The 18,959-nt window shown below is 38.9% G+C and carries 19 protein-coding genes and 1 pseudogene; 17 read left to right on the top strand and 3 right to left on the bottom strand.

Annotated elements, in window-relative coordinates; all coding sequences use genetic code 11:
- Positions 1–52: 52 nt before the first annotated feature.
- From HY063_00530 to HY063_00485, 10 genes are all read left to right on the top strand, one after another.
- Positions 53–1,654 carry a F0F1 ATP synthase subunit alpha gene (locus tag HY063_00530; GenBank protein ID MBI3500256.1) on the top strand — a complete coding sequence of 534 codons (1,602 nt, stop codon included), beginning with the start codon at positions 53–55 and terminating at the stop codon, positions 1,652–1,654.
- A 96-nt stretch (positions 1,655–1,750) separates the two neighbouring features.
- A complete protein-coding gene (locus HY063_00525; protein ID MBI3500255.1) occupies positions 1,751–2,428 on the top strand; it encodes a response regulator transcription factor in 678 nt (225 codons plus the stop codon).
- Entirely contained in the window at positions 2,425–3,675 is a 1,251-nt protein-coding gene (locus HY063_00520) for a HAMP domain-containing histidine kinase (protein ID MBI3500254.1), read from the top strand. The genes HY063_00525 and HY063_00520 overlap by 4 nt, the downstream gene beginning before the upstream one ends.
- A gap of 76 nt (positions 3,676–3,751) precedes the next feature.
- Positions 3,752–4,213, top strand: a complete 462-nt coding sequence (locus HY063_00515) for a PepSY-like domain-containing protein (protein ID MBI3500253.1) — start codon at positions 3,752–3,754, stop codon at positions 4,211–4,213.
- 89 nt (positions 4,214–4,302) lie between these two features.
- Positions 4,303–5,395, top strand: a protein-coding gene (gene prfB / locus HY063_00510) for a peptide chain release factor 2 (protein ID MBI3500252.1) whose coding sequence is annotated in 2 segments (ribosomal slippage) — positions 4,303–4,356 and positions 4,358–5,395 — 1,092 coding nt in all. Because the reading frame shifts where the segments join, the coding sequence is not laid out codon by codon here.
- Between the two features lie 5 nt (positions 5,396–5,400).
- Entirely contained in the window at positions 5,401–5,739 is a 339-nt protein-coding gene (arsC, locus tag HY063_00505; GenBank protein ID MBI3500251.1) for an arsenate reductase (glutaredoxin), read from the top strand.
- Between the two features lie 36 nt (positions 5,740–5,775).
- Positions 5,776–6,027, top strand: coding sequence for a T9SS type A sorting domain-containing protein (locus HY063_00500; protein ID MBI3500250.1), 252 nt, complete (start codon positions 5,776–5,778; stop codon positions 6,025–6,027).
- Between the two features lie 33 nt (positions 6,028–6,060).
- Positions 6,061–7,458 carry a class II fumarate hydratase gene (gene fumC, locus HY063_00495; protein ID MBI3500249.1) on the top strand — a complete coding sequence of 466 codons (1,398 nt, stop codon included), beginning with the start codon at positions 6,061–6,063 and terminating at the stop codon, positions 7,456–7,458.
- Complete coding sequence (locus HY063_00490; protein ID MBI3500248.1) at positions 7,419–9,227, top strand: T9SS type A sorting domain-containing protein; 1,809 nt, start codon at positions 7,419–7,421, stop codon at positions 9,225–9,227. Before fumC ends, HY063_00490 begins: the two co-directional genes overlap by 40 nt.
- 96 nt (positions 9,228–9,323) lie before the next feature.
- Entirely contained in the window at positions 9,324–9,614 is a 291-nt protein-coding gene (locus HY063_00485; GenBank protein ID MBI3500247.1) for a carboxypeptidase regulatory-like domain-containing protein, read from the top strand.
- A gap of 281 nt (positions 9,615–9,895) precedes the next feature.
- On the opposite strand, the gene HY063_00480 is transcribed toward HY063_00485, so the two are convergent.
- The gene (locus HY063_00480) at positions 9,896–10,264 is read right to left on the bottom strand and encodes a DUF2116 family Zn-ribbon domain-containing protein (GenBank protein ID MBI3500246.1); all 369 of its coding nucleotides are present in this window, start codon (positions 10,262–10,264) and stop codon (positions 9,896–9,898) included.
- A gap of 204 nt (positions 10,265–10,468) precedes the next feature.
- On the opposite strand from HY063_00480, the gene ssb reads away from it, so the two are divergent.
- Together ssb and HY063_00470 are read left to right on the top strand one after the other, a co-directional pair.
- Positions 10,469–10,807, top strand: a complete 339-nt coding sequence (gene ssb / locus HY063_00475) for a single-stranded DNA-binding protein (protein ID MBI3500245.1) — start codon at positions 10,469–10,471, stop codon at positions 10,805–10,807.
- Between the two features lie 116 nt (positions 10,808–10,923).
- Entirely contained in the window at positions 10,924–12,396 is a 1,473-nt protein-coding gene (locus tag HY063_00470; GenBank protein ID MBI3500244.1) for a polysaccharide biosynthesis protein, read from the top strand.
- Positions 12,397–12,655: 259 nt separating this feature from the next.
- Here HY063_00470 and HY063_00465 read toward each other — a convergent pair.
- Positions 12,656–12,808, bottom strand: a pseudogene (locus tag HY063_00465) (DUF4325 domain-containing protein).
- 237 nt (positions 12,809–13,045) lie between these two features.
- Here HY063_00465 and HY063_00460 point away from each other — a divergent pair.
- From HY063_00460 to HY063_00440, 5 genes are all read left to right on the top strand, one after another.
- Positions 13,046–14,086, top strand: coding sequence for a hypothetical protein (locus HY063_00460; protein MBI3500243.1), 1,041 nt, complete (start codon positions 13,046–13,048; stop codon positions 14,084–14,086).
- A 195-nt stretch (positions 14,087–14,281) separates the two neighbouring features.
- On the top strand, positions 14,282–14,575 hold the full coding sequence (locus HY063_00455; protein ID MBI3500242.1) for a hypothetical protein: 294 nt from the start codon (positions 14,282–14,284) through the stop codon (positions 14,573–14,575).
- Between the two features lie 35 nt (positions 14,576–14,610).
- Positions 14,611–15,243, top strand: coding sequence for a site-specific DNA-methyltransferase (locus HY063_00450; GenBank protein MBI3500241.1), 633 nt, complete (start codon positions 14,611–14,613; stop codon positions 15,241–15,243).
- Between the two features lie 93 nt (positions 15,244–15,336).
- The gene (locus tag HY063_00445; GenBank protein ID MBI3500240.1) at positions 15,337–16,491 is read left to right on the top strand and encodes a hypothetical protein; all 1,155 of its coding nucleotides are present in this window, start codon (positions 15,337–15,339) and stop codon (positions 16,489–16,491) included.
- A 71-nt stretch (positions 16,492–16,562) separates the two neighbouring features.
- Positions 16,563–18,713 (top strand): hypothetical protein, encoded by a 2,151-nt coding sequence (locus HY063_00440; protein ID MBI3500239.1) that lies wholly within the window; start codon positions 16,563–16,565, stop codon positions 18,711–18,713.
- A gap of 110 nt (positions 18,714–18,823) precedes the next feature.
- On the opposite strand, the gene HY063_00435 is transcribed toward HY063_00440, so the two are convergent.
- Positions 18,824–18,959 (bottom strand): hypothetical protein (locus HY063_00435; protein MBI3500238.1); only part of this gene is annotated, 136 nt, incomplete at its 5' end.

The following is an 18,959-nucleotide window of genomic DNA, read 5'->3' as shown; positions in this document are numbered from 1 at the left end:
ATAAATTTCGTACTTCGATACAATAAAAAACGTAATCAATAATTAAAATAATATGGCCGAGGTTAAACCAGCAGAAGTATCAAACATTCTAAGGCAGCAATTAGCCGGATTCAAATCCGAAGCAGAACTCGAAGAAGTGGGAACCGTGCTGCAAGTAGGTGACGGCATCGCGCGCATTTACGGCTTAACAAAAGTTCAGTCGGGAGAACTTGTGGAATTTGAAAACGGATTAAAAGCTGTCGTGCTCAATCTGGAAGAAGACAACGTAGGAGCCGTGCTTCTCGGAAATGCGGAAGTAAAAGAAGGCGATGTGGTAAAGCGCACGCGCAAAATTGCAAGCATCAACGTGAGTGAAAAAATGCTCGGCAGAGTTGTGGACACACTCGGAAATCCCATAGACGGAAAAGGGCCGATTGAAGGTCCGTTTTATGAAATGCCAATTGAGAGAAAAGCACCCGGAGTAATTTTCCGCCAGCCGGTGAACGAGCCGCTTCAAACCGGAATCAAACCGATTGACGCAATGATTCCAATCGGACGCGGACAGCGCGAATTAATTATCGGTGACCGGCAAACAGGAAAAACTGCTGTTGCGATTGATACGATTATCAACCAAAAAGAATTTTACGAAAAAGGCAAGCCCGTATTTTGCATTTACGTTGCCATAAGTCAGAAAGGTTCCACCGTTGCAAACATCCAGCGCACGCTGGAAGAAAACGGAGCGATGGCTTACACGGTAATTGTTTCTGCAACCGCATCCGACCCCGCACCAATGCAATTTTTTGCACCGATGGCGGGCGCGGCAATCGGAGAATATTTCCGCGATACCGGACGACCTGCGCTGATTGTCTATGATGATTTGTCGAAGCAGGCAGTGGCTTACCGCGAAGTTTCTCTTCTGCTGCGCAGACCTCCCGGACGCGAAGCATATCCGGGAGATGTATTTTATCTTCACTCGCGTTTGCTCGAGCGCGCGGCAAGAATTATTTCTTCCGATGAAATTGCAAAAAATATGAATGACCTTCCTGTATCTTTAAAATCGAAAGTGAAAGGTGGAGGTTCGCTCACTGCGCTTCCGATTATTGAAACACAGGCGGGTGACGTATCGGCTTACATTCCTACAAATGTGATTTCAATTACTGACGGGCAAATTTTTCTCGAAGCGAATTTATTTAACGCGGGAATTCGTCCAGCCATCAACGTGGGAATTTCGGTTTCGCGCGTAGGAGGAAATGCGCAAATTAAATCCATGAAAAAAGTTGCCGGAACTTTGAAACTCGACCAGGCGCAGTACCGCGAACTCGAAGCATTCTCCAAATTCGGTTCAGACCTTGACGCATCCACCAAAGCCGTTCTCGACAAAGGCGCGCGCAACGTGGAAATTCTCAAGCAGCCGCAGTTTTCTCCTATGACGGTTGAAAAACAAATTGCAATTATTTATTGCGGAACAAAAGGATTGCTGCGCGATGTGCCGGTGAACAAAGTAAAAGAATTTGAAGCAGATTTTCTTGCTTACCTCGAAGCGAAACATAAAAATATTCTGGATGAACTCCGTGCCGGAAAACTTACGGATGAAATCACCGGCACGCTTGAAAGCGCTGCAAAAGATGTTTCGCTCAGGTATGCTCCGAAAAAAGAAACTGCAAAGCGAATTTGATTTCTGTTTTTCCAAAGCGATAAATAAAAACTGAACTTTATTCAGGATTTTTATTTCTCCAAATTCCCTCCAGAATCATTTCTTTATATTTACTACGTGAAAATTCTTTTGGTCGAAGATGAAGTTTCCCTCGGAGATTCCATAATTACTTTCCTGAAGAAGGAAGGGCATCTCTGTGAGTGGGTGAAAAATTTTAATGCGGGCGATGAAAAAGTTTCGCTCTATCAATACGACTGCGCGCTCATTGACATCGGCTTGCCGGGTGGAAGCGGCCTGGATATTGTAAAAGCACTGAAGAAAAATAATCCAAAAACGGGAATCATCATTGTCTCCGCAAAAAATTCGCTCGATGATAAAATAACAGGATTGGATTTAGGCGCGGATGATTACATCACCAAACCATTTCATTTTGCCGAATTAAATTCACGCCTGAATTCCGTTCTGCGCAGAAGAAATTTTGAGGGGAATAAGGAAATTGTTTTTGAAAAAATAAAAATCATTCCCGACAAGCAGGAAGTTTCTGTAAATGGGAAAAATATTTCACTCACTAAAAAAGAATTTGATTTGCTTTTATTTTTTATTTCTAACAAAAACCGCGTGGTCACAAAAGAATCCATTGCCGAACATCTCTGGGGAGATGAAATGGACATGGCGGATTCATTTGACTTTATTTATTCGCACATAAAAAATCTCCGCAAAAAAATTATAGACGCAGGCGGAGATGATTATCTGAAATCGGTATACGGAATGGGATATAAATTTTCTGCTCAATGAAATTGTTAACTAAAACAGGAATTTATTATTTAGCGTTGACGCTCATGCTCTTCCTCGTTGGCGGAATTATCTTTTATTTTTCTCTCAGCAATATCATTAATGAATCCATCACCGAGCGGATGTATTCGGTGAAGGAAGATGCAATTAAGTATGCAGAAAAAAATTCAACCCTTCCACCTGTTTCTCCTATTGATGTTTACAAAGTTGTTTTCAACGAAGTAAATTCTCCCGTGAAAGAAAATTTGCGCGATACCATGCTTCCCGATGAAGACCAGGAATTAGAACCCTATCGTGTGCTAACTTTTTCCGTAATGGCAGGAGAAAAAAATTATTCAGCCAGCATCAGCCGTCCGCTCGTTGAATCGGATGATTTGATTGAGAGCATTGCTTACACGCTGGGAATTCTTACTGTAATTCTGCTCGTGGTTTTGTTCCTGCTGAACTGGTATCTTTCAAAAAATATGTGGAAGCCGTTTTATAAAACGCTGGACGAACTGAAAAAATTTGACTTGAATGAAAGAGAACAAATGAATTTGCCCTCGGCAAAAACTTCAGAGTTCAGAATTCTGAATTTTGAAATTCTAAAAATGACTGAAAAAATTCAACGCGATTACAAAAACCTGAAAGAGTTCACCGAAAATGCTTCGCACGAAATTCAAACTCCACTCGCCATCATCCGCTCAAAACTTGAACTGATGATTCAATCGGAAAACTTAGCGGAGGAGCAAATAAAATCTATTCATGAAATTTATGAATCGGTGAATCGGCTTTCAAAACTCAATCAGTCACTCCTTCTCCTTGCGAAAATTGAAAACCGGCAATTTGGCGAAGAACAAAATGTTGATTTTAAAAATCTCATAGAGAAAAAACTGGAGCAGTTGGAGGATATGATTTTATTTAAAAATATTTCCATAGAGAAAAAATTAATTGCTTCGCCTCAACTGAAAATAAATTTTCAACTCGCTGATATTCTGCTTTCAAATATTTTCGGCAATGCCATCAAACATAATGTAACCGATGGAAAAATAATTATTGAACTGCAAAATAATTCTCTTGTCGTTTCAAACATCGGCAATCCGCTTGAAACTCCGACTGAACAATTATTTGAGCGATTTCAAAAAGCAAGTCCTTCGAGTGATTCCGTTGGACTTGGCTTGTCAATTGTAAAACAGATTTGCGAAACGTATAATTTCAAAATAAAGTATTCTTACAGCAATTCGATTCATACTGTTTCAATTTATTTTTAACGCTACAACTTTTCTACAGAATCGCATCGTTCTTTTGTATCGTCAAAACAAAACATCAACCAAAAATAAAATCAAAATGAAAACAACCATCGTCCTGCTCGCTATAGCGGCTGTAAGTTTCAGCGCAAGCGCGCAAAAAATCAAATCAGAAGAAGTTCCTTCCGCAGTGAAATCAAAAGTAACTTCGCTTTATCCAAATTCAAAAGTGGAGAAATGGGAAAAGGAAGACGGCAACTTTGAAGCCGAACTCGAAGTGAACAAAGTGGAAACTTCTGTTCTTCTCAACGCCAGCGGAAATCTTTTGCAAACTGAAACCGAAATTGCTTCAAGCGCTTTGCCGAAGGGCGTGAGCGATTATGTGACGAAAAATCTCGCAGGCAAAAAAATAAAAGAAGCCGCAAAAATTGTAGACGCAAAAAACACAGTGACGTATGAAGCCGAAGTGGACGAGGCAGATTATATTTTTGATGCCAGCGGAAATTTTCTGAAGAAAGAAGTGGAGAATGATAACGATAAGGATGAGAAAAAAGGAAAATAAAAGTTTATAGTTTGTCGTTTGTGGTTGAACAATTAACTACAAACGACAAACATTTCTAGTATCTTTGCTCGCCTTTTTAACCTTCTTATATGATAACCGCAGAGCAAATCAAAGATTTGAAAGACCGCAGAGAAGCGTTAAGGAGGCATCTTTGACCTCGACAGAAAGCAAAACGAGATTGGCGAACTCGAACAAAAATCTCACGCCCCCGATTTCTGGAACAATCCTAAAAAAGCCGAAGAACTTCTCCGTGAATTGAAACAAAAAAAATTCTGGACAAATTCTTTTTCTGAACTTTCACGCCACGTAGATGATGTGGAAGTGATTTTTGATTTCTTCAAGCAAAATGAAGCGAGCGAACAAGATGTAGACAAGCAATTTACTTCCGCGCTGAAATCAATTGAAGAACTCGAATTCAAAAACATGCTGGGCGAAAAAGAAGACGCACTTAGTGCGGTGCTTCAGATAAATTCAGGCGCAGGCGGAACAGAAAGTTGCGATTGGGCAGGAATGCTCATGCGCATGTACATGATGTGGGGAGAAAAAAACGGATTCAAAGTTACAGAACAAGACAGGCAGGCAGGCGATATTGCAGGAGTGAAATCGGTCACGCTTCAGTTCGATGGTGACTTTGCTTATGGTTATTTGAAAGGAGAAAACGGAGTCCACCGGCTTGTGCGGATTTCTCCGTTCGATTCAAATGCGCGAAGGCATACTTCATTCGCATCGGTTTATGTTTATCCGCTCGTGGATGACACGATTGAAATTGATGTGAAAGAATCTGATTTGGAAATTCAGACATCGCGCTCAGGCGGAGCGGGCGGGCAGAATGTAAATAAAGTGGAAACAAAAGTTCAGATGAAACATATTCCTTCGGGAATCGTGGTCGTGTGCCAGGTGGAACGTTCTCAGTTGGCGAATCGCGAGCGGGCATTGAAGATGTTGAAGTCGCAATTGTATGAAGTGGAAATGCGAAAGCGCAGGGAAAAATCTGCTGCTGTTGAAGCAGGAAAGAAAAAAATTGAATGGGGTTCGCAAATCAGAAACTATGTGTTGCATCCGTATAAACTGGTGAAAGATTTGCGCACGGATTATGAAACTTCCAACGCGCAGGGGGTTCTCGATGGGAATTTGGACGAATTCATAAAAAAATATCTGATGGAGTTTGGAGGGAAAAATTAATTGCAATGATTACCATTTACCATAACACCCGCTGCTCCAAAAGCCGGTGCGCGCTTGAAATTCTCGGGAAGAAAAAAGAACAAATAAAAATTATTGAATACCTGAAAACTCCTCCTTCCGAAAAGGAATTAAAAAGCATTCTGAAAAAACTCGGAATGAAAGCGGAAGAAATTATCCGAAGGAAAGAACCGCTCTTCAGGAAATTTCAGAACAAAAATTTTTCCGAAGAACAATGGCTGAAAATCCTCGCAGCGAATCCTGTTCTGATTGAACGGCCCATTGTGGTGAAAGGAAACCATGCAATAATTGCGCGACCGCCTGAAAAAGTGAAAAAGTTTTTATGATAATTGCAACTATGATACTTTTCTATTTATCTATCTTTGACAAAAAATAAGAATGAAAAAAAATCTCTCTGCGTTTTTCCAAATCCTGTTTCAGAAAAGGTTGAACTTAAAAGCGGGGAAGAAATTAAAAACGTAGAACTTTTTAATAGTGTCGGAGAAAAAATAAAATCAATACAGCCAATCAACAACTCAATCACTATTGATTGCAGCGGTTTAAATGCAGGAATTTATATTCTTAAAATTAATTCTGCCGGAGAAAATTTTTATAGAAAAATAGTAAAGCAATAAATTCTAATTTTACCTTCCATTAATTTAATTCCTATGGATTTCAGAATTGAACACGACACCATGGGCGAAGTAAAAGTGCCCGCAGATAAATACTGGGGTGCGCAAACCGAACGCTCCAGAAATAATTTCAGGATTGGTCCCGAAGCCAGCATGCCGAAGGAAATCATTCATGCCTTTGCGTATCTGAAAAAAGCTGCCGCCCGGGCAAATCTCGAACTGAAAGTTCTTTCAAAAGAAAAATGCGATTTGATTTCAAAAGTATGCGATGAAATCCTCACCGGAAAATTAGACGACCAGTTTCCGCTCGTGATTTGGCAAACCGGAAGCGGAACGCAAAGCAACATGAATGCAAACGAAGTGATTGCTTACCGAGCGCATGTTGTATCAGGAGGAAAACTTACCGATGAGAAAAAAGTTTTGCATCCGAACGATGATGTGAACAAATCGCAATCCTCCAACGATACTTTTCCAACCGCCATGCACATTGCGGCTGGATTGCTCATTCATTCCGTCACGCTTCCCGGAATGAGAAAACTCCGCGAAACTCTTCACAAAAAATCCGAAGAGTTCAAAACTATTGTGAAGACCGGCAGAACTCATTTCATGGATGCAACGCCTCTCACACTTGGGCAGGAATTTTCAGGATATGTTCAGCAACTCGATAACGGAATCCGCGCTGTAAAAAATGCCCTCGAAATGATTCGCGAACTTGCGCTTGGCGGAACTGCAGTGGGAACCGGATTGAATACTCCGAAAGGTTATGATGTTCTTGTTGCAAAAAAAATTGCCGAACTCACAGGGCTTCCTTTTATCACTGCACCCAACAAATTTGAAGCGCTCGCAGCGCACGATGCAATGGTGGAACTCAGCGGAGCGCTGAAACGTTCTGCAGTTTCTCTTTTCAAAATTGCGAATGACATCCGCATTCTTTCATCCGGTCCGCGCAGCGGAATCGGAGAAATTAGTATTCCCGATAACGAGCCGGGCTCCTCCATCATGCCCGGAAAAGTAAATCCCACTCAGCCCGAAGCCATGACAATGGTTTGCGCGCAGGTGATTGGAAATGATACTGCGGTTTCCATAGGAGGAATTTCGGGGCATTTCGAGTTGAATGTTTTCAAACCTTTAATCGCAGCAAATGTTTTGCAAAGCGCGCGCTTGCTCGGTGATGCCTGTGTTTCGTTCAATGATAAATGCGCAGCGGGAATTGAACCGAACAAAGAAATAATTAAAAAACATTTGGACAATTCTCTCATGCTCGTTACTTCACTCAACACGCACATCGGCTATGAAAACGCAGCCAGGATTGCCAAGAAAGCACACAAGGAAAATAAAACCTTGAAACAGGCAGCGATTGAACTTGGTTTGGTTACCGCAGAACAATTTGACCAATGGGTTCGTCCCGAAGATATGACGGGGAGTTTGAAATGAGAAAAATAATTTTCTTATATCTATGCGTGCTTTTCTCCCCTCTCTTTTGGAGAGGGGCAGGGGGTGAGGCATTCTCCCAAAGTTTTTACGTTGATGGCGCAACCGGAAGCAATACTAATTCCGGCACATCCACCGCGCAGGCATGGAAAACAATTCAGAAAGCATTTACCAGCGCAACTCCCGGCAGCACCGTTTATATTCGCGGAGGAACCTATTATGAAAATGTTATCGCCAACGTAAGCGGCACTCCTGCAAATCCAATCACGTTCAGAAATTATCAAACAGAAGTGGTTGTTCTTGACGGAACCGGAACTTCGCAAAATGATATGCTGTACATTGAAGACAAAAGCAATCTCATCGTTGAAAATATTACCGTGCAAAATAAAGTGGTGAACTATGCAACGGGCGTTACCATTTCTGCAACCGCAAGCGGAGGAGTTTCAAATATCACGCTGAGGAATTTAAAAATCACCAGCATCAACTGGACTTCCAATCCAAGCGCAACTCCAACTTCAAATGACAACTCAAATCCAATGATTGTCTATGGACAGGGAACAAATCAGGCGAATGCAATTACAAATGTGGTGATTGACAGTTGCGAAGTATATAACAACATCACCGGCTTCAGCGAAGCAGTGGCGCTCGATGGAAACGTGGACACGTTCACAGTTTCAAATAATAGTGTGCACGATAATAAAAATATCGGCATTGACATGGAAGGAAATTACGGAACAAGTTCAAACGCTGCCCTCGACCAGGCGAGAAACGGAAATTGTTTTCAGAATATCTGCTACAACAATGTTTCCAACTATGCAACCAGCGGGGGAATTTATGTGGACGGAGGAAAAAATACTATCATCGAACGAAACACTTCCTATGGAAACGGCTGGGGAATTGAAATCGGCTGCGAGCAAAACGGAAGCACATCAAATATTACTGTGCGCGATAATGTTTTCTACAATAATAAAGAAGCAGGGCTCGCCATTGGCGGCTACACTTCTTCCACTACCGGGCAGGTGCTGAACAGTTCTGTGCTGAACAATACTTTTCTGAAAGACGATTATTCAAATAGCGGCACAGGAGAAATTTACATGACCAAAATGTCGAACTGCAAAATTCAGAATAATATTTTCTATACCAACGCGCAGAATATTCTCATCTCGAAAGACAACATCACCCCTTTCAGCGGAAATTCCATCAACTATAATTGCTGGTACACTCCCAATAATAATAGCAACAATATAACAGTGAACTGGGGAACAAATTCCTATTCCGCGTTTTCAAATTATGTTTCGCAAACAGGAATGGATGCAAATTCAATTTACGCAGACCCTTCGCTGATAAATTCAAATATTGCATCTCCCGATTTTCATCTTGATATCAACACAAGCCCATGTATTGACAATGGAGATTTTTTATTTGTTGCCGGGGTCAATGAAACAGATTATTTTGGAGGTGTAAGAGTTCTGAATAATCATGTTGATATTGGTGCACATGAAACTATGTTTTTTATGCCTGTTAATGAAATTGAAACCGAAACCGGAATCAGCATTTATCCCAACCCCTCATCAGGAAAATTTATTTTAAGTACTGAATTAACAAAAGGAGAAGTAACAATTTATAATATGCAGGGAGAAAAAATTTATTCTTCTCAAATCAATTCCACAAAAACAGAAATTACTTTATCAAACCAACCCCAAGGAATTTATTTCATCCAACTAAAAACGGCACAAGGCACAGCAAATAAAAAAATTGTAATCAGCAAATAATACACACAACGCAGCCCGTACTGAGCAAAGTCGGACCATCACCACTCTCTACTGAGCAGAGAGTGGTAGCAGCAGAGCAATAAATTTTTTTTCAACATTCCTTTCAAAAGCGTACTAACCGATAAAGCCACCACCGCAGCCATCGGAGGCGCGCTCGTCTCACTCAAAAGCGTCCTCGCAAGCGGCTTCCGCCAACAAACCACCACTCCCGCAGACGATACACGCACCACCCGCACAAATCGCTCAGGGCATTACTCCTTCAAACGAATTCCCGAAGGCACTTACCAACTCGAAACAACAAAAGCCGGCTACAAAACCAACACCACACAAGTCACAGTCAAAACCACCACAATAACAGATGCCGACATCCAAATGGAAAAATCCTAAACCCAATATGAATTTTTAATTTTTAATTTTTAATTTTTAATTTCTTTATCTCAAACCATCATCCCACAACCATCAACCATCAACCATCAACTTCAAATCATCCTTTCACAACATAAAACCTTACTCCCTCAACCTTAACCTGCCATTCCTTCACATCAACCTGTCATCCCTCAACCTCAACCTGCCATTAACCATCATCCATTAACCATTAACCATTCCCAACCTGCCACCCCGTCACCTCAAACCATCATCCCACAACCATCAACCATCATTAATCATCCTCAACCCTCCTTCCTGTCTGAATTCCGTTTCACTAATAGGAAAAAATCCTTTTCCAGCGGAAGATAACCGTACTCGTAACAGAAAAAATAAATTCCTTTCTGGGTTTTCAGCGTGTGCGTAAGATGGCTGAAGTTAAATCCTTTCTCATTCAGTTTTTGCCGGTGCACATTCGCTTTCCCCTTTCCGCGTTCCACATACTCCAAAAGTATTCTCCGGTTCTTCCGCAGAATAGTATTCACCGAGCGCATGTAGTTGGTGGTATCGCTGTTTTGTTTATTGTTGAACGCATTCCGGCAAAGGTCCGAACAGAATTTTTTATCTATCCTCCCTTTGAACGACTCACCGCATTCAATACATTTCTTTTCCATAGCAAGAAATTTCCACGAATGTAAACATTATCCGTTTGCAAACGTTTACAAACACTTAGTTCCGAATGTAAATACTTAATAACCGAATCATCTGGCAGAAGCATCGCACCTTTGTATCATAAATTAAAAACAACAACTGGTGCGGCAAACATACATTCGCAGATGCGTAGTGATTCGTTATCCGCACCGCAAAACCAAAACACAATGAACACATTAAGAAACAAAGTTCAGCTCATCGGAAACTTAGGGCAAAACCCCGAAGTGAAAGAACTCAATGGGGGAAAAAAAGTAGCGAAGTTCTCGCTCGCCACCAACGAAACCTACCGCAACAAAGCGGGCGAAAAAGTAACCGACACGCAATGGCACAACCTCGTTGCGTGGGGCAAAACCGCAGAAATCATTGAGAAGTATCTCAAGAAAGGAAGCGAAGTTGCCGTTGAAGGAAAACTCCTCAACCGCAATTACACCGACAAAGAAGGCGTGAAGCGCTATGTCACCGAGATACAAGTGAGCGAACTGCTCATGCTCGGAGGAAAGAACTAAGAAAAACTTTTCTTCTTCACGAAAGCCCTGTTAATAAAAAACAGGGCTTTTGTTTTTTCTACAGGTTAAAAGATTGAACTTTGAAATAAAGAATACAACCAAACGTTTCCTGCGCGTTGAATCCATTTAAAAAACTCGCTTCGCAGACCGCTATCTACGGACTTCCGACCATCATCGGTCGCCTGCTGAATTATTTGCTTGTTCCTCTTTACACATACAATTTTTCTCCAGCCGAATACGGAACCGTGAATGAAATGTACGCCTATGTTTCCTTCCTTATTATAGTCCTCACGTATGGAATGGAAACCGCGCTCTTTAATTTTTCGGTGAAGAATGAAAACAAAGAAAAAGTTTACAGCGCCATTCTTTCTTCGGTTGGAATCACATCTGTTTTGTTTATTGTTTTCCTCTGGCTCTTTTCCCAGCCCATTGCAAATGCAATCCGTTATCCCAACCATCCTGAATATATAATTTGGTTTGCGCTCATTCTCGGAATGGATGCAATCTCTTCCATTGCCTTTGCCAAACTCCGCGAACAGAACAAAGCAAAAACGTTCGCTGCAATCAAAACACTCAACATTGCGGTAAACATTTTCTTCAATTTGTTTTTTATTGTATACTGCAAAAAAGTTTACGATTCCAACTCCAACAGTTGGGTGAGTTCAATCTATTCTCCTGAAATCGGAATCGGTTATATTTTTATTTCAAATGTGATTGCAAGCGCAGTTACGCTTCTCGTTCAACTTCCTTCTATTGTTCGGGCAAAATTTTCTTTAGATATTTCTCTGCTGAAAACAATTCTTCCCTATGCACTTCCACTTTTAGTGGCAGGGCTTGCAGGAATGACCAACGAAACCATAGACAGAATACTTCTCAAATATCTTCTCCCTTCAGATATTGCGCTGGAGCAAGTGGGAATTTACGGAGCGTGTTATAAAATTTCCATCATCATGACCATGTTCATTCAAACTTTCCGCTTCGCTGCCGAACCGTTTTTCTTTTCCCAATCACAAGAAGCCGATGCAAAAAAAGTTTATGCGCGCGTGATGGATTATTTCGTCATCATCTGCATGCTCATTTTCCTCGGCACAATGCTCAACATATCATGGCTCCAATATTTCATCGGAGAAGATTTTCGTTCCGGATTGGATGTGGTTCCGATTTTGCTGCTCGCAAATTTTTCTCTCGGAGTCTTTTTCAATCTTTCCATCTGGTATAAACTCACTGACAAAACAAAATGGGGAGCGTATCTCACAATTTTCGGAGCAGTCATCACGCTCATCGGAAATTTTGTTTTCATTCCGAAGTTCGGTTACATGGCAAGCGCCTGGGCAACGCTTGTTTGTTATGCAGGAATGATGGTTGTTTCATTTTTCATCGGCAACAAATATTATCCGGTGAATTATGATATGAAAAGGTTTTTAGGATATGTAGGTTTGTCTTTAATACTATATCTTTTATCAGAGCAGTTTGAAATTTCTTCCAGTGTTTTGAATTTAGTTGCCAAAAATTTTCTTCTTCTTGTTTTTATCAGCACTGTTTTCTTTTTTCAAAGAAAGGATTGGACGAAAAAAAATCGGCATACCTGAGTTGAACCTCCGATATACCGATTTGGTTGGCCCGCCTGGGAGATTCCTTACCAAAGATAGAAATTGTTTTTCAACTAGTTACAATCGTTTCCTTACTAGAAAGGAACCATTTAGGAACATGAATGATAAACTTTCACTAAAATAATGGTAAAGTAATCTCAATATTGTTGTTCATTTTTATCATAGGTAAGTTTAGTAATTAGGTAAACAAAAAAACCATTCTTTCAGAAACGGTTTTCTAAAACGGAACAAATATTTTTTATTGAACCAACTTGTCTAATTCTTTAAGGTAACCACGAATACTCACAGCTTGTGATGGCAGGAAATTTACCAGTATAATATGCTTACTCAAAAATTTATGACCGTATTTATCGTGAAGTTCTCTGAAAGAAGAATTTAGAAAAGAAGAAGATAATGGCGTAGCCCCTCACAAAGAAAGTTGTACAACTTTTTTTGTCTTCAACACTCTTTCCATAGCATAAAACAATGCAACTCCCTCATGTGAAGTGGTTGTGCCATCTACACATTTCATCAGTCTGAGATGACGCTAACGGGGAGACATTATTTTAAAAAAATGATTTTACCTTTGCTAAATTCAATTTTTTGTAAATTTTTTTACAACTAAAACATTTCCTAAAGATCTAAATAAATGCTTCAACAACCTGAAAGAGAAAACCTGCATAATATGCTCAATCATGGCGTTTGCAATGTAAGAATTGGAAATGATATTCATAAATATAATTTTTGGGAAGGGGATGTGCAAGTATACGTTGACGGTTCGTTTTCGCAAAACCCGGAAGTATTTTCATTCGAAAAACATGAAAATGAAATAGAAGATTACCGTCATTACTTATCATGCTGCCTTAGCCAATTTAAAGTTGAAATTGGATCTATTAATTTATCAATTCCAGAATCAAAATTCAAGGAATATATAAGTGATGTCACAAAAGAACTTGGCGAGCACATTAAGAAAAGAAAAGCATTTTGTAAAAAAAATTCTGATACTACCGATTCTTCTAAAAAAGAAGATATAGAAAGATATAATACCGAGTTTGAACTTATTGATGTTTTTATTAAGGAAATAAATGTGATGTGCAAACCGGCAAATGAAGATGAGGTAAGTGAAAGCAGGAAAGAAAAGAAAGGTAAGAAAACGGATCCAATAAATGAACAGAATAAAGCTAAGGATATTTCATCCGCTCAGCCAGTTAGCGATTATCAACCATCACCGATTATAATTTTAACATGGAACTCAAAAGTCGAAATTTTAAAAAGAATTTTCAAATACCTAGTAACCGAGCCCTACAATGATCGTCTGCCAGTTATTTTAGCTTCTGAGGAAGACATAAATGAATTTATTTTGCACAGATTTCACATTTTCAACAATATCCCTGAAATTCTGGATGATAAAAAAAATGAAAAACAATTCAAGTTCAAATTAAATTGTAATGTAAATATTTTTGCGGATATTTTTTATCAATTATCTCAGAAAATTGTAAATAAAAAAACTACTGCATTAGCAAACACCACAGACGAAATAGCATATTTTATTATTCAAAATTTTACTGCAAAGGAAGGTGGCGAAATATCTTATTCTACATTGCTAAAATATTTAAGACCCGGCTCTGATCGCAGACCGAAAGAATTAGATCCAAATAAAATTCCTGTTGACCGGCTATTCCGAATCTAGTTCTGCAGTCAATAGAATTACGCTTTCCCTCACCTCTTTTTAAAATCAAAGTGTCTTATAAGTGTCTTTCATGAGACACTTAAGACATTTCTCCCATTTCGATGCATTAGTTTTGACTTCAAATGAGAAAGAGCCAGTCAATATCTCACTTAGAAGATTTTACTGGAAATAATTACAACTTATCCAAACAAATTCATGAAACCTACTAACGAAATAAGTCCAGTGCTTGTCGTCAATAGAGAGGACTTGAAAAATATTATCCTGGAATTTTTACATGAGAAGAAGTTACCCCTACAGTCACATGTGAATGAGAAAGAAGAAAATGATACGATTGGAATTTTTGAGGCGATGGCTATTACTGGGTACAGTAAAAACACCCTCTATAAAAAATGCTGCCTTAAGCAGATAGAGTTTTGGAAAAAACCTTCAATTAAACAACTTTTTTTCAGCAGAAAAACTCTCACAGAATTTATGAACTCAAAAAAATAATTTATAAAAGCAGCAGCAGAAATTGACACTGATTAATGTTAGAATTAAATAAAATATTCCAAGGGGATTGTCTTGAATTAATAAAAAAAATTCCAGATAAGTTCTTTGATGTATGTCTGACCGATTTTCCTTATGGTGTAGAATGTCCTTATAAAAGCTTCCTTGATACCAGAAAAAATGTTATTCCATTAATAAACGGCATAATGCCTGAACTATTCCGGACTTGCAAGCGGGTTGCCTTTACTTGCGGGCAAACTCAAATGTGGCTCTTCCCAGAGCCCACCTGGATTTTGAATTGGTATATTCCTGCAGGAGTAAACCACAATCCATGGGGATTCACAACATGGTCCCCTATATTAGTATATGGAAAGTGTCCTTATCTAGAAAATGGAAAGGGATGTCAACCGGATACAATCAAGCATACAGAAAGATCTCCCCAAAACGGACACCCATGTCCGAAGCCAATAAATCTTTGGAGAAAAGTTTTGGAGCGAGTTTCAGTAAAAGAAACAGATATCGTACTTGATCCATTCATCGGATCTGGCACAACAGCAATTGCTGCTATTAAATCTAAAAGGCAATACATCGGATTTGAATTAGAACAAGAGTATGTCAACATCGCTAATAAGAGAATTGAAAATGAATTACGTCACCCAGAATTATTCTAAATAAAAAAATGCTGAAATAATAAAAACACATAAACAAAAAATGCCCCGCTAATTTTTCGAGGATGAGCGAAGGCATTTTAATAAAACAATAATATGAACAAAACTACGGAATATATTTCGATGGAAGAAGTGCTTAACCCACAACTTACTTCCGTTAAACAGACGCAAAAAGATTTGCGTATTAGAAAAGAAAAAGAGATAGTTTTTTCTTCTTCTATAATTTATCAATTCGGTAAACCTCTAATTCATCCCAATACAATAAATGTTATTCAAGGGAAAGCAGGTCAACATAAGAGCCGCCTTGCTGAGACCGTTTGTGCAAGACTACTAAGTACTCCAGATTGCACCAATACTCTCCTACAATTCAGCAGGAATGAGTTTCAGCCATTTTATTTGTTATATGTAGATACAGAGCGAAATCTGAAAGAACAATTTCCATATGCGCTACAGCAAATTCAAACAAAAGCAGGGTTTTCTATCAGTGACCATCCGGATAACTTTGATTATATCTCTCTGTTAAATATTGCTCGTCATGAGCGATATCAAGTACTGGATGATTATTTGAAGCACCTGCGCGAGACAACGACCGACAAACATTTATTCGTTGTGCTTGATGTCGCTTCCGACTGCGTTTCCGATTTCAACCAAGTGGGCGTGTCCATGCAATTGATAGACATGATGAATGTAACCATCAATGAATATGATGTTACATTTTTGTGCATCATCCATGAGAATCCGGGCGGCGAGAAGGCTCGCGGACATTTAGGCACTGAATTAATAAACAAGGCATCTCTTGTTCTTAGCGTAGCTTATGTAAAAGACGCAAAACAAAATCAAACTGATTTTATTCATGTAAAATGTATGAAAACAAGGGTGATAAAAATGCCCGATACATATTTCATTAAGTACGCAGAGGATACGCATGAACTTGTTCTTGCATCCACAGAAGAAATTTCAGAATTAGTAAAGGAGAAAACTCGCAAGGCTGATCCGGATATTATTTGTGATTACCTAGAAAAGCACATAGCAGAAAAGCCGATGAGTCACTCCCAACTTGCTGAAAAACTTTGCAAAGATTTTAACGCTAGCGAACGCACCATCAGGGAACGACTGAATCTTATTGAGGAAGAAAAGCGGGAATTAACCAACGGAAAAGAGATTTGCATCCTAAACAAAAAGAAAGTGGGTAAGGAGGCAATCTGGGAACTCTTACCTATATCTAACAACGGAAACGGAAACAGCATGTAAGGACTTTTCCATTTCCACTATTACGATGGAAAATGGAAACAACAATGGAAAAATGATTTTTCCAGTATAAAATGAGCATACTCAATCAATATGTAAATTACTTTCCTAGGGCTGTTGCCAACATGGGTACGCCCGACTATTACGGAAGCAAAATTCTTTTATCAGATGTGTTGATAAAAATGCAGACAGATCCCAGACACCTTCAACTCAATAAGACTCTTCGCGCTTTTACTAATGCAGAAGAACAAAAAGAATTCAAAAATACGGAAATACCATGTTTTACGGTTTCAGCCTATTTTGAGAAAAACGGAAGAGGAAGCAGAGGAGCAAGTGATGAAATTTACCGGACAAACTTAATTGTGATAGAATTTGATGCCATAGATCCTACTGTCGATTTAAAATTATTTAAACAGAAAGTAAAAAAAGAACCTTACGCTGCTTATGTAGGAGATAGCTGCAGAGGCAAAGGTTTTTTCGCAATAATCCATGTGTCGGATCCATACAGACATCTAGAATATTTTGAATTCTTTCGGCAGTGGGCAGCAAAGAATAAATGTGAAACAGCGTTTGATGAAAATACAAAAAATATAAATCGCTTGCGATATGTTGCTCCGGATCCCGACCATGCAATTAACTATCATACAATTCCCCTAACACTGCGAAAAATAAAAAATAAAAAAGCATTCACAAAGTCTACTTCAGGTAAAATAAGTAGAAATAATTCTTTTGAAATTGCTAACCATATTCTGGCAAAAAAAGGAAATATTTTTTCCGATGGCGCCAAACACAATTACATTTTCAATTTATGCTGCTGGCTAAATAAAATGGGAGTTCCACAAACAGAGGCAGAGCAATTTATCAATACCAATCTGTTAGCTCTTTCAGAAATAAAATCAAACTGCATTTGGTCGCCATATAAAAATTATATCCATGAATTCGGAACTTTTGATTTTGATCATAACACTGGATATACACAGGCAGCATCTGTTCCTACACAAGAATTCTCCTATGAGAAAATATTATTTTTAAAAAATACAGCGCCAAGAAATGAATGTTTTCAAAATCTTGCAGAAGGGAAAACGGGTGTACTGAAATTTTCAATCCGGATTACTGTGCCGTTTACTTATGCACTAATTGAAGCCGATGATTTGCAGCCATCTCATCTTCCTAGTGGGGAAAGAAATCCCAAGCACTATATTTCAGCAGCGCAGCCTAAGGAAAGATCAGATTTAGCAAGCCTATGGGCACAAAATTGTATCGCGAATAATCCGAATTTTTCTGAATTATCAGAATGCCCCCATCCTTACAGTGGTGCTCCTGTAGTAAATATCAGGACAGAAACAATACAGGGCACCAGTCGCGGCAATGGAATAAAAAATCATTACAGAATCGGTAAAGTAAAATACAAATTCGATTTACTAAATGATGTCGAAAAATACGGATTCATTAAAGAGCAAATAGAAAATATGAGAAGTCCTGTACTAGTAAGATTATTAAAAGTTGATGACAATACAGCAATTAAACTTGGCCAATACGTTTTCAAAGATCTTGAAACAGGAGGAAAACAACGAATTGATCCCATTGCAACAAGTAGGAAAATAAGCTTATCTGATAAGTCCAAACTTACTTCAATCCTTTTCTTTGCCGATGACTATCAAACCACTAAAGAAACTATACGGGGGAACGCCAGTGTTGTGGCTGAAATAATTAAAGGTTATCTCAATTCAGCACAGCACAAAAATACTTTTACAAAAGAAGGAAAATTTACCTCTAATGGCATCGATGATGTAGAAGATGTCATAAAGCACTTTTTGTTTGAAGGCGGTGACGCAAGATTGCCCGAAATATTTTCTAATCTCCCGTCTAATATTCAGAAGGGGTTACAGAAAGCAATGCAATACATTTTCTCAGCGGAAAAAGAAAAATCTATTTTGGAAGAGACACAAAACGCAATGATGATAATTTATGATTTTAAAAATTCACCAATAGACATCTTTGATCAATGGGCTAACACAATTGATATGTTCAAAGCAACAGCTCAAAAAGATTTATGCACTAAAATTTCTCTAATACTTGCCGAAAAATTATTGGAAGCGAAAAATCAATCAGAGATAAAACACATATATGAAAAGTATGAGGACCTAGTAAAAAAAAAGGAAGCCACTTTGTTTGATAAACAAACTGAAGGACTTTCAAAAAAAATAGCGATTCTCTGCCTTTGATGAATGTATTTAACCATTAAATAAAATATAAAATGAAAACGATAATTTATTTCTGCCTCCCGCCTTATGGAATCCACCTCCCTTCAATAAGAGGGGCAGAGAGCCGAATTTCACCCATCAGTTTGTTTTTTCAATTCTTCGAGTTCGGCATTTTGCTCATCGCGTTTTTGCTTGAGCGAAGCAAGAGCAGTTTCCATTTCCTGTATTTTTTCTGCCGGATATTTATTGCTTGCTTTCATTAATGCC

The organism is Bacteroidota bacterium (assembly GCA_016195025.1).
Classification (GTDB): Bacteria; Bacteroidota; Bacteroidia; order Palsa-948; family Palsa-948; genus Palsa-948.
This window is presented reverse-complemented; position numbering and strand designations above follow the sequence as displayed.

Excerpts from the sequence above, each read along its gene's own strand:
- HY063_00515 (MBI3500253.1), top strand. The coding sequence starts at position 3,752 with ATGAAAACAACCATCGTCCTGCTCGCTATAGCGGCTGTAAGTTTCAGC.
- HY063_00480 (MBI3500246.1), bottom strand. The coding sequence starts at position 10,264 with ATGGAAAAGAAATGTATTGAATGCGGTGAGTCGTTCAAAGGGAGGATA.
- HY063_00445 (MBI3500240.1), top strand. The coding sequence starts at position 15,337 with ATGAACAAAACTACGGAATATATTTCGATGGAAGAAGTGCTTAACCCA.
- HY063_00530 (MBI3500256.1), top strand. The coding sequence starts at position 53 with ATGGCCGAGGTTAAACCAGCAGAAGTATCAAACATTCTAAGGCAGCAA.
- fumC (MBI3500249.1), top strand. The coding sequence starts at position 6,061 with ATGGATTTCAGAATTGAACACGACACCATGGGCGAAGTAAAAGTGCCC.
- HY063_00440 (MBI3500239.1), top strand. The coding sequence starts at position 16,563 with ATGAGCATACTCAATCAATATGTAAATTACTTTCCTAGGGCTGTTGCC.
- arsC (MBI3500251.1), top strand. The coding sequence starts at position 5,401 with ATGATTACCATTTACCATAACACCCGCTGCTCCAAAAGCCGGTGCGCG.
- HY063_00490 (MBI3500248.1), top strand. The coding sequence starts at position 7,419 with ATGGGTTCGTCCCGAAGATATGACGGGGAGTTTGAAATGAGAAAAATA.
- HY063_00455 (MBI3500242.1), top strand. The coding sequence starts at position 14,282 with ATGAAACCTACTAACGAAATAAGTCCAGTGCTTGTCGTCAATAGAGAG.
- HY063_00460 (MBI3500243.1), top strand. The coding sequence starts at position 13,046 with ATGCTTCAACAACCTGAAAGAGAAAACCTGCATAATATGCTCAATCAT.
- HY063_00520 (MBI3500254.1), top strand. The coding sequence starts at position 2,425 with ATGAAATTGTTAACTAAAACAGGAATTTATTATTTAGCGTTGACGCTC.
- ssb (MBI3500245.1), top strand. The coding sequence starts at position 10,469 with ATGAACACATTAAGAAACAAAGTTCAGCTCATCGGAAACTTAGGGCAA.
- HY063_00450 (MBI3500241.1), top strand. The coding sequence starts at position 14,611 with ATGTTAGAATTAAATAAAATATTCCAAGGGGATTGTCTTGAATTAATA.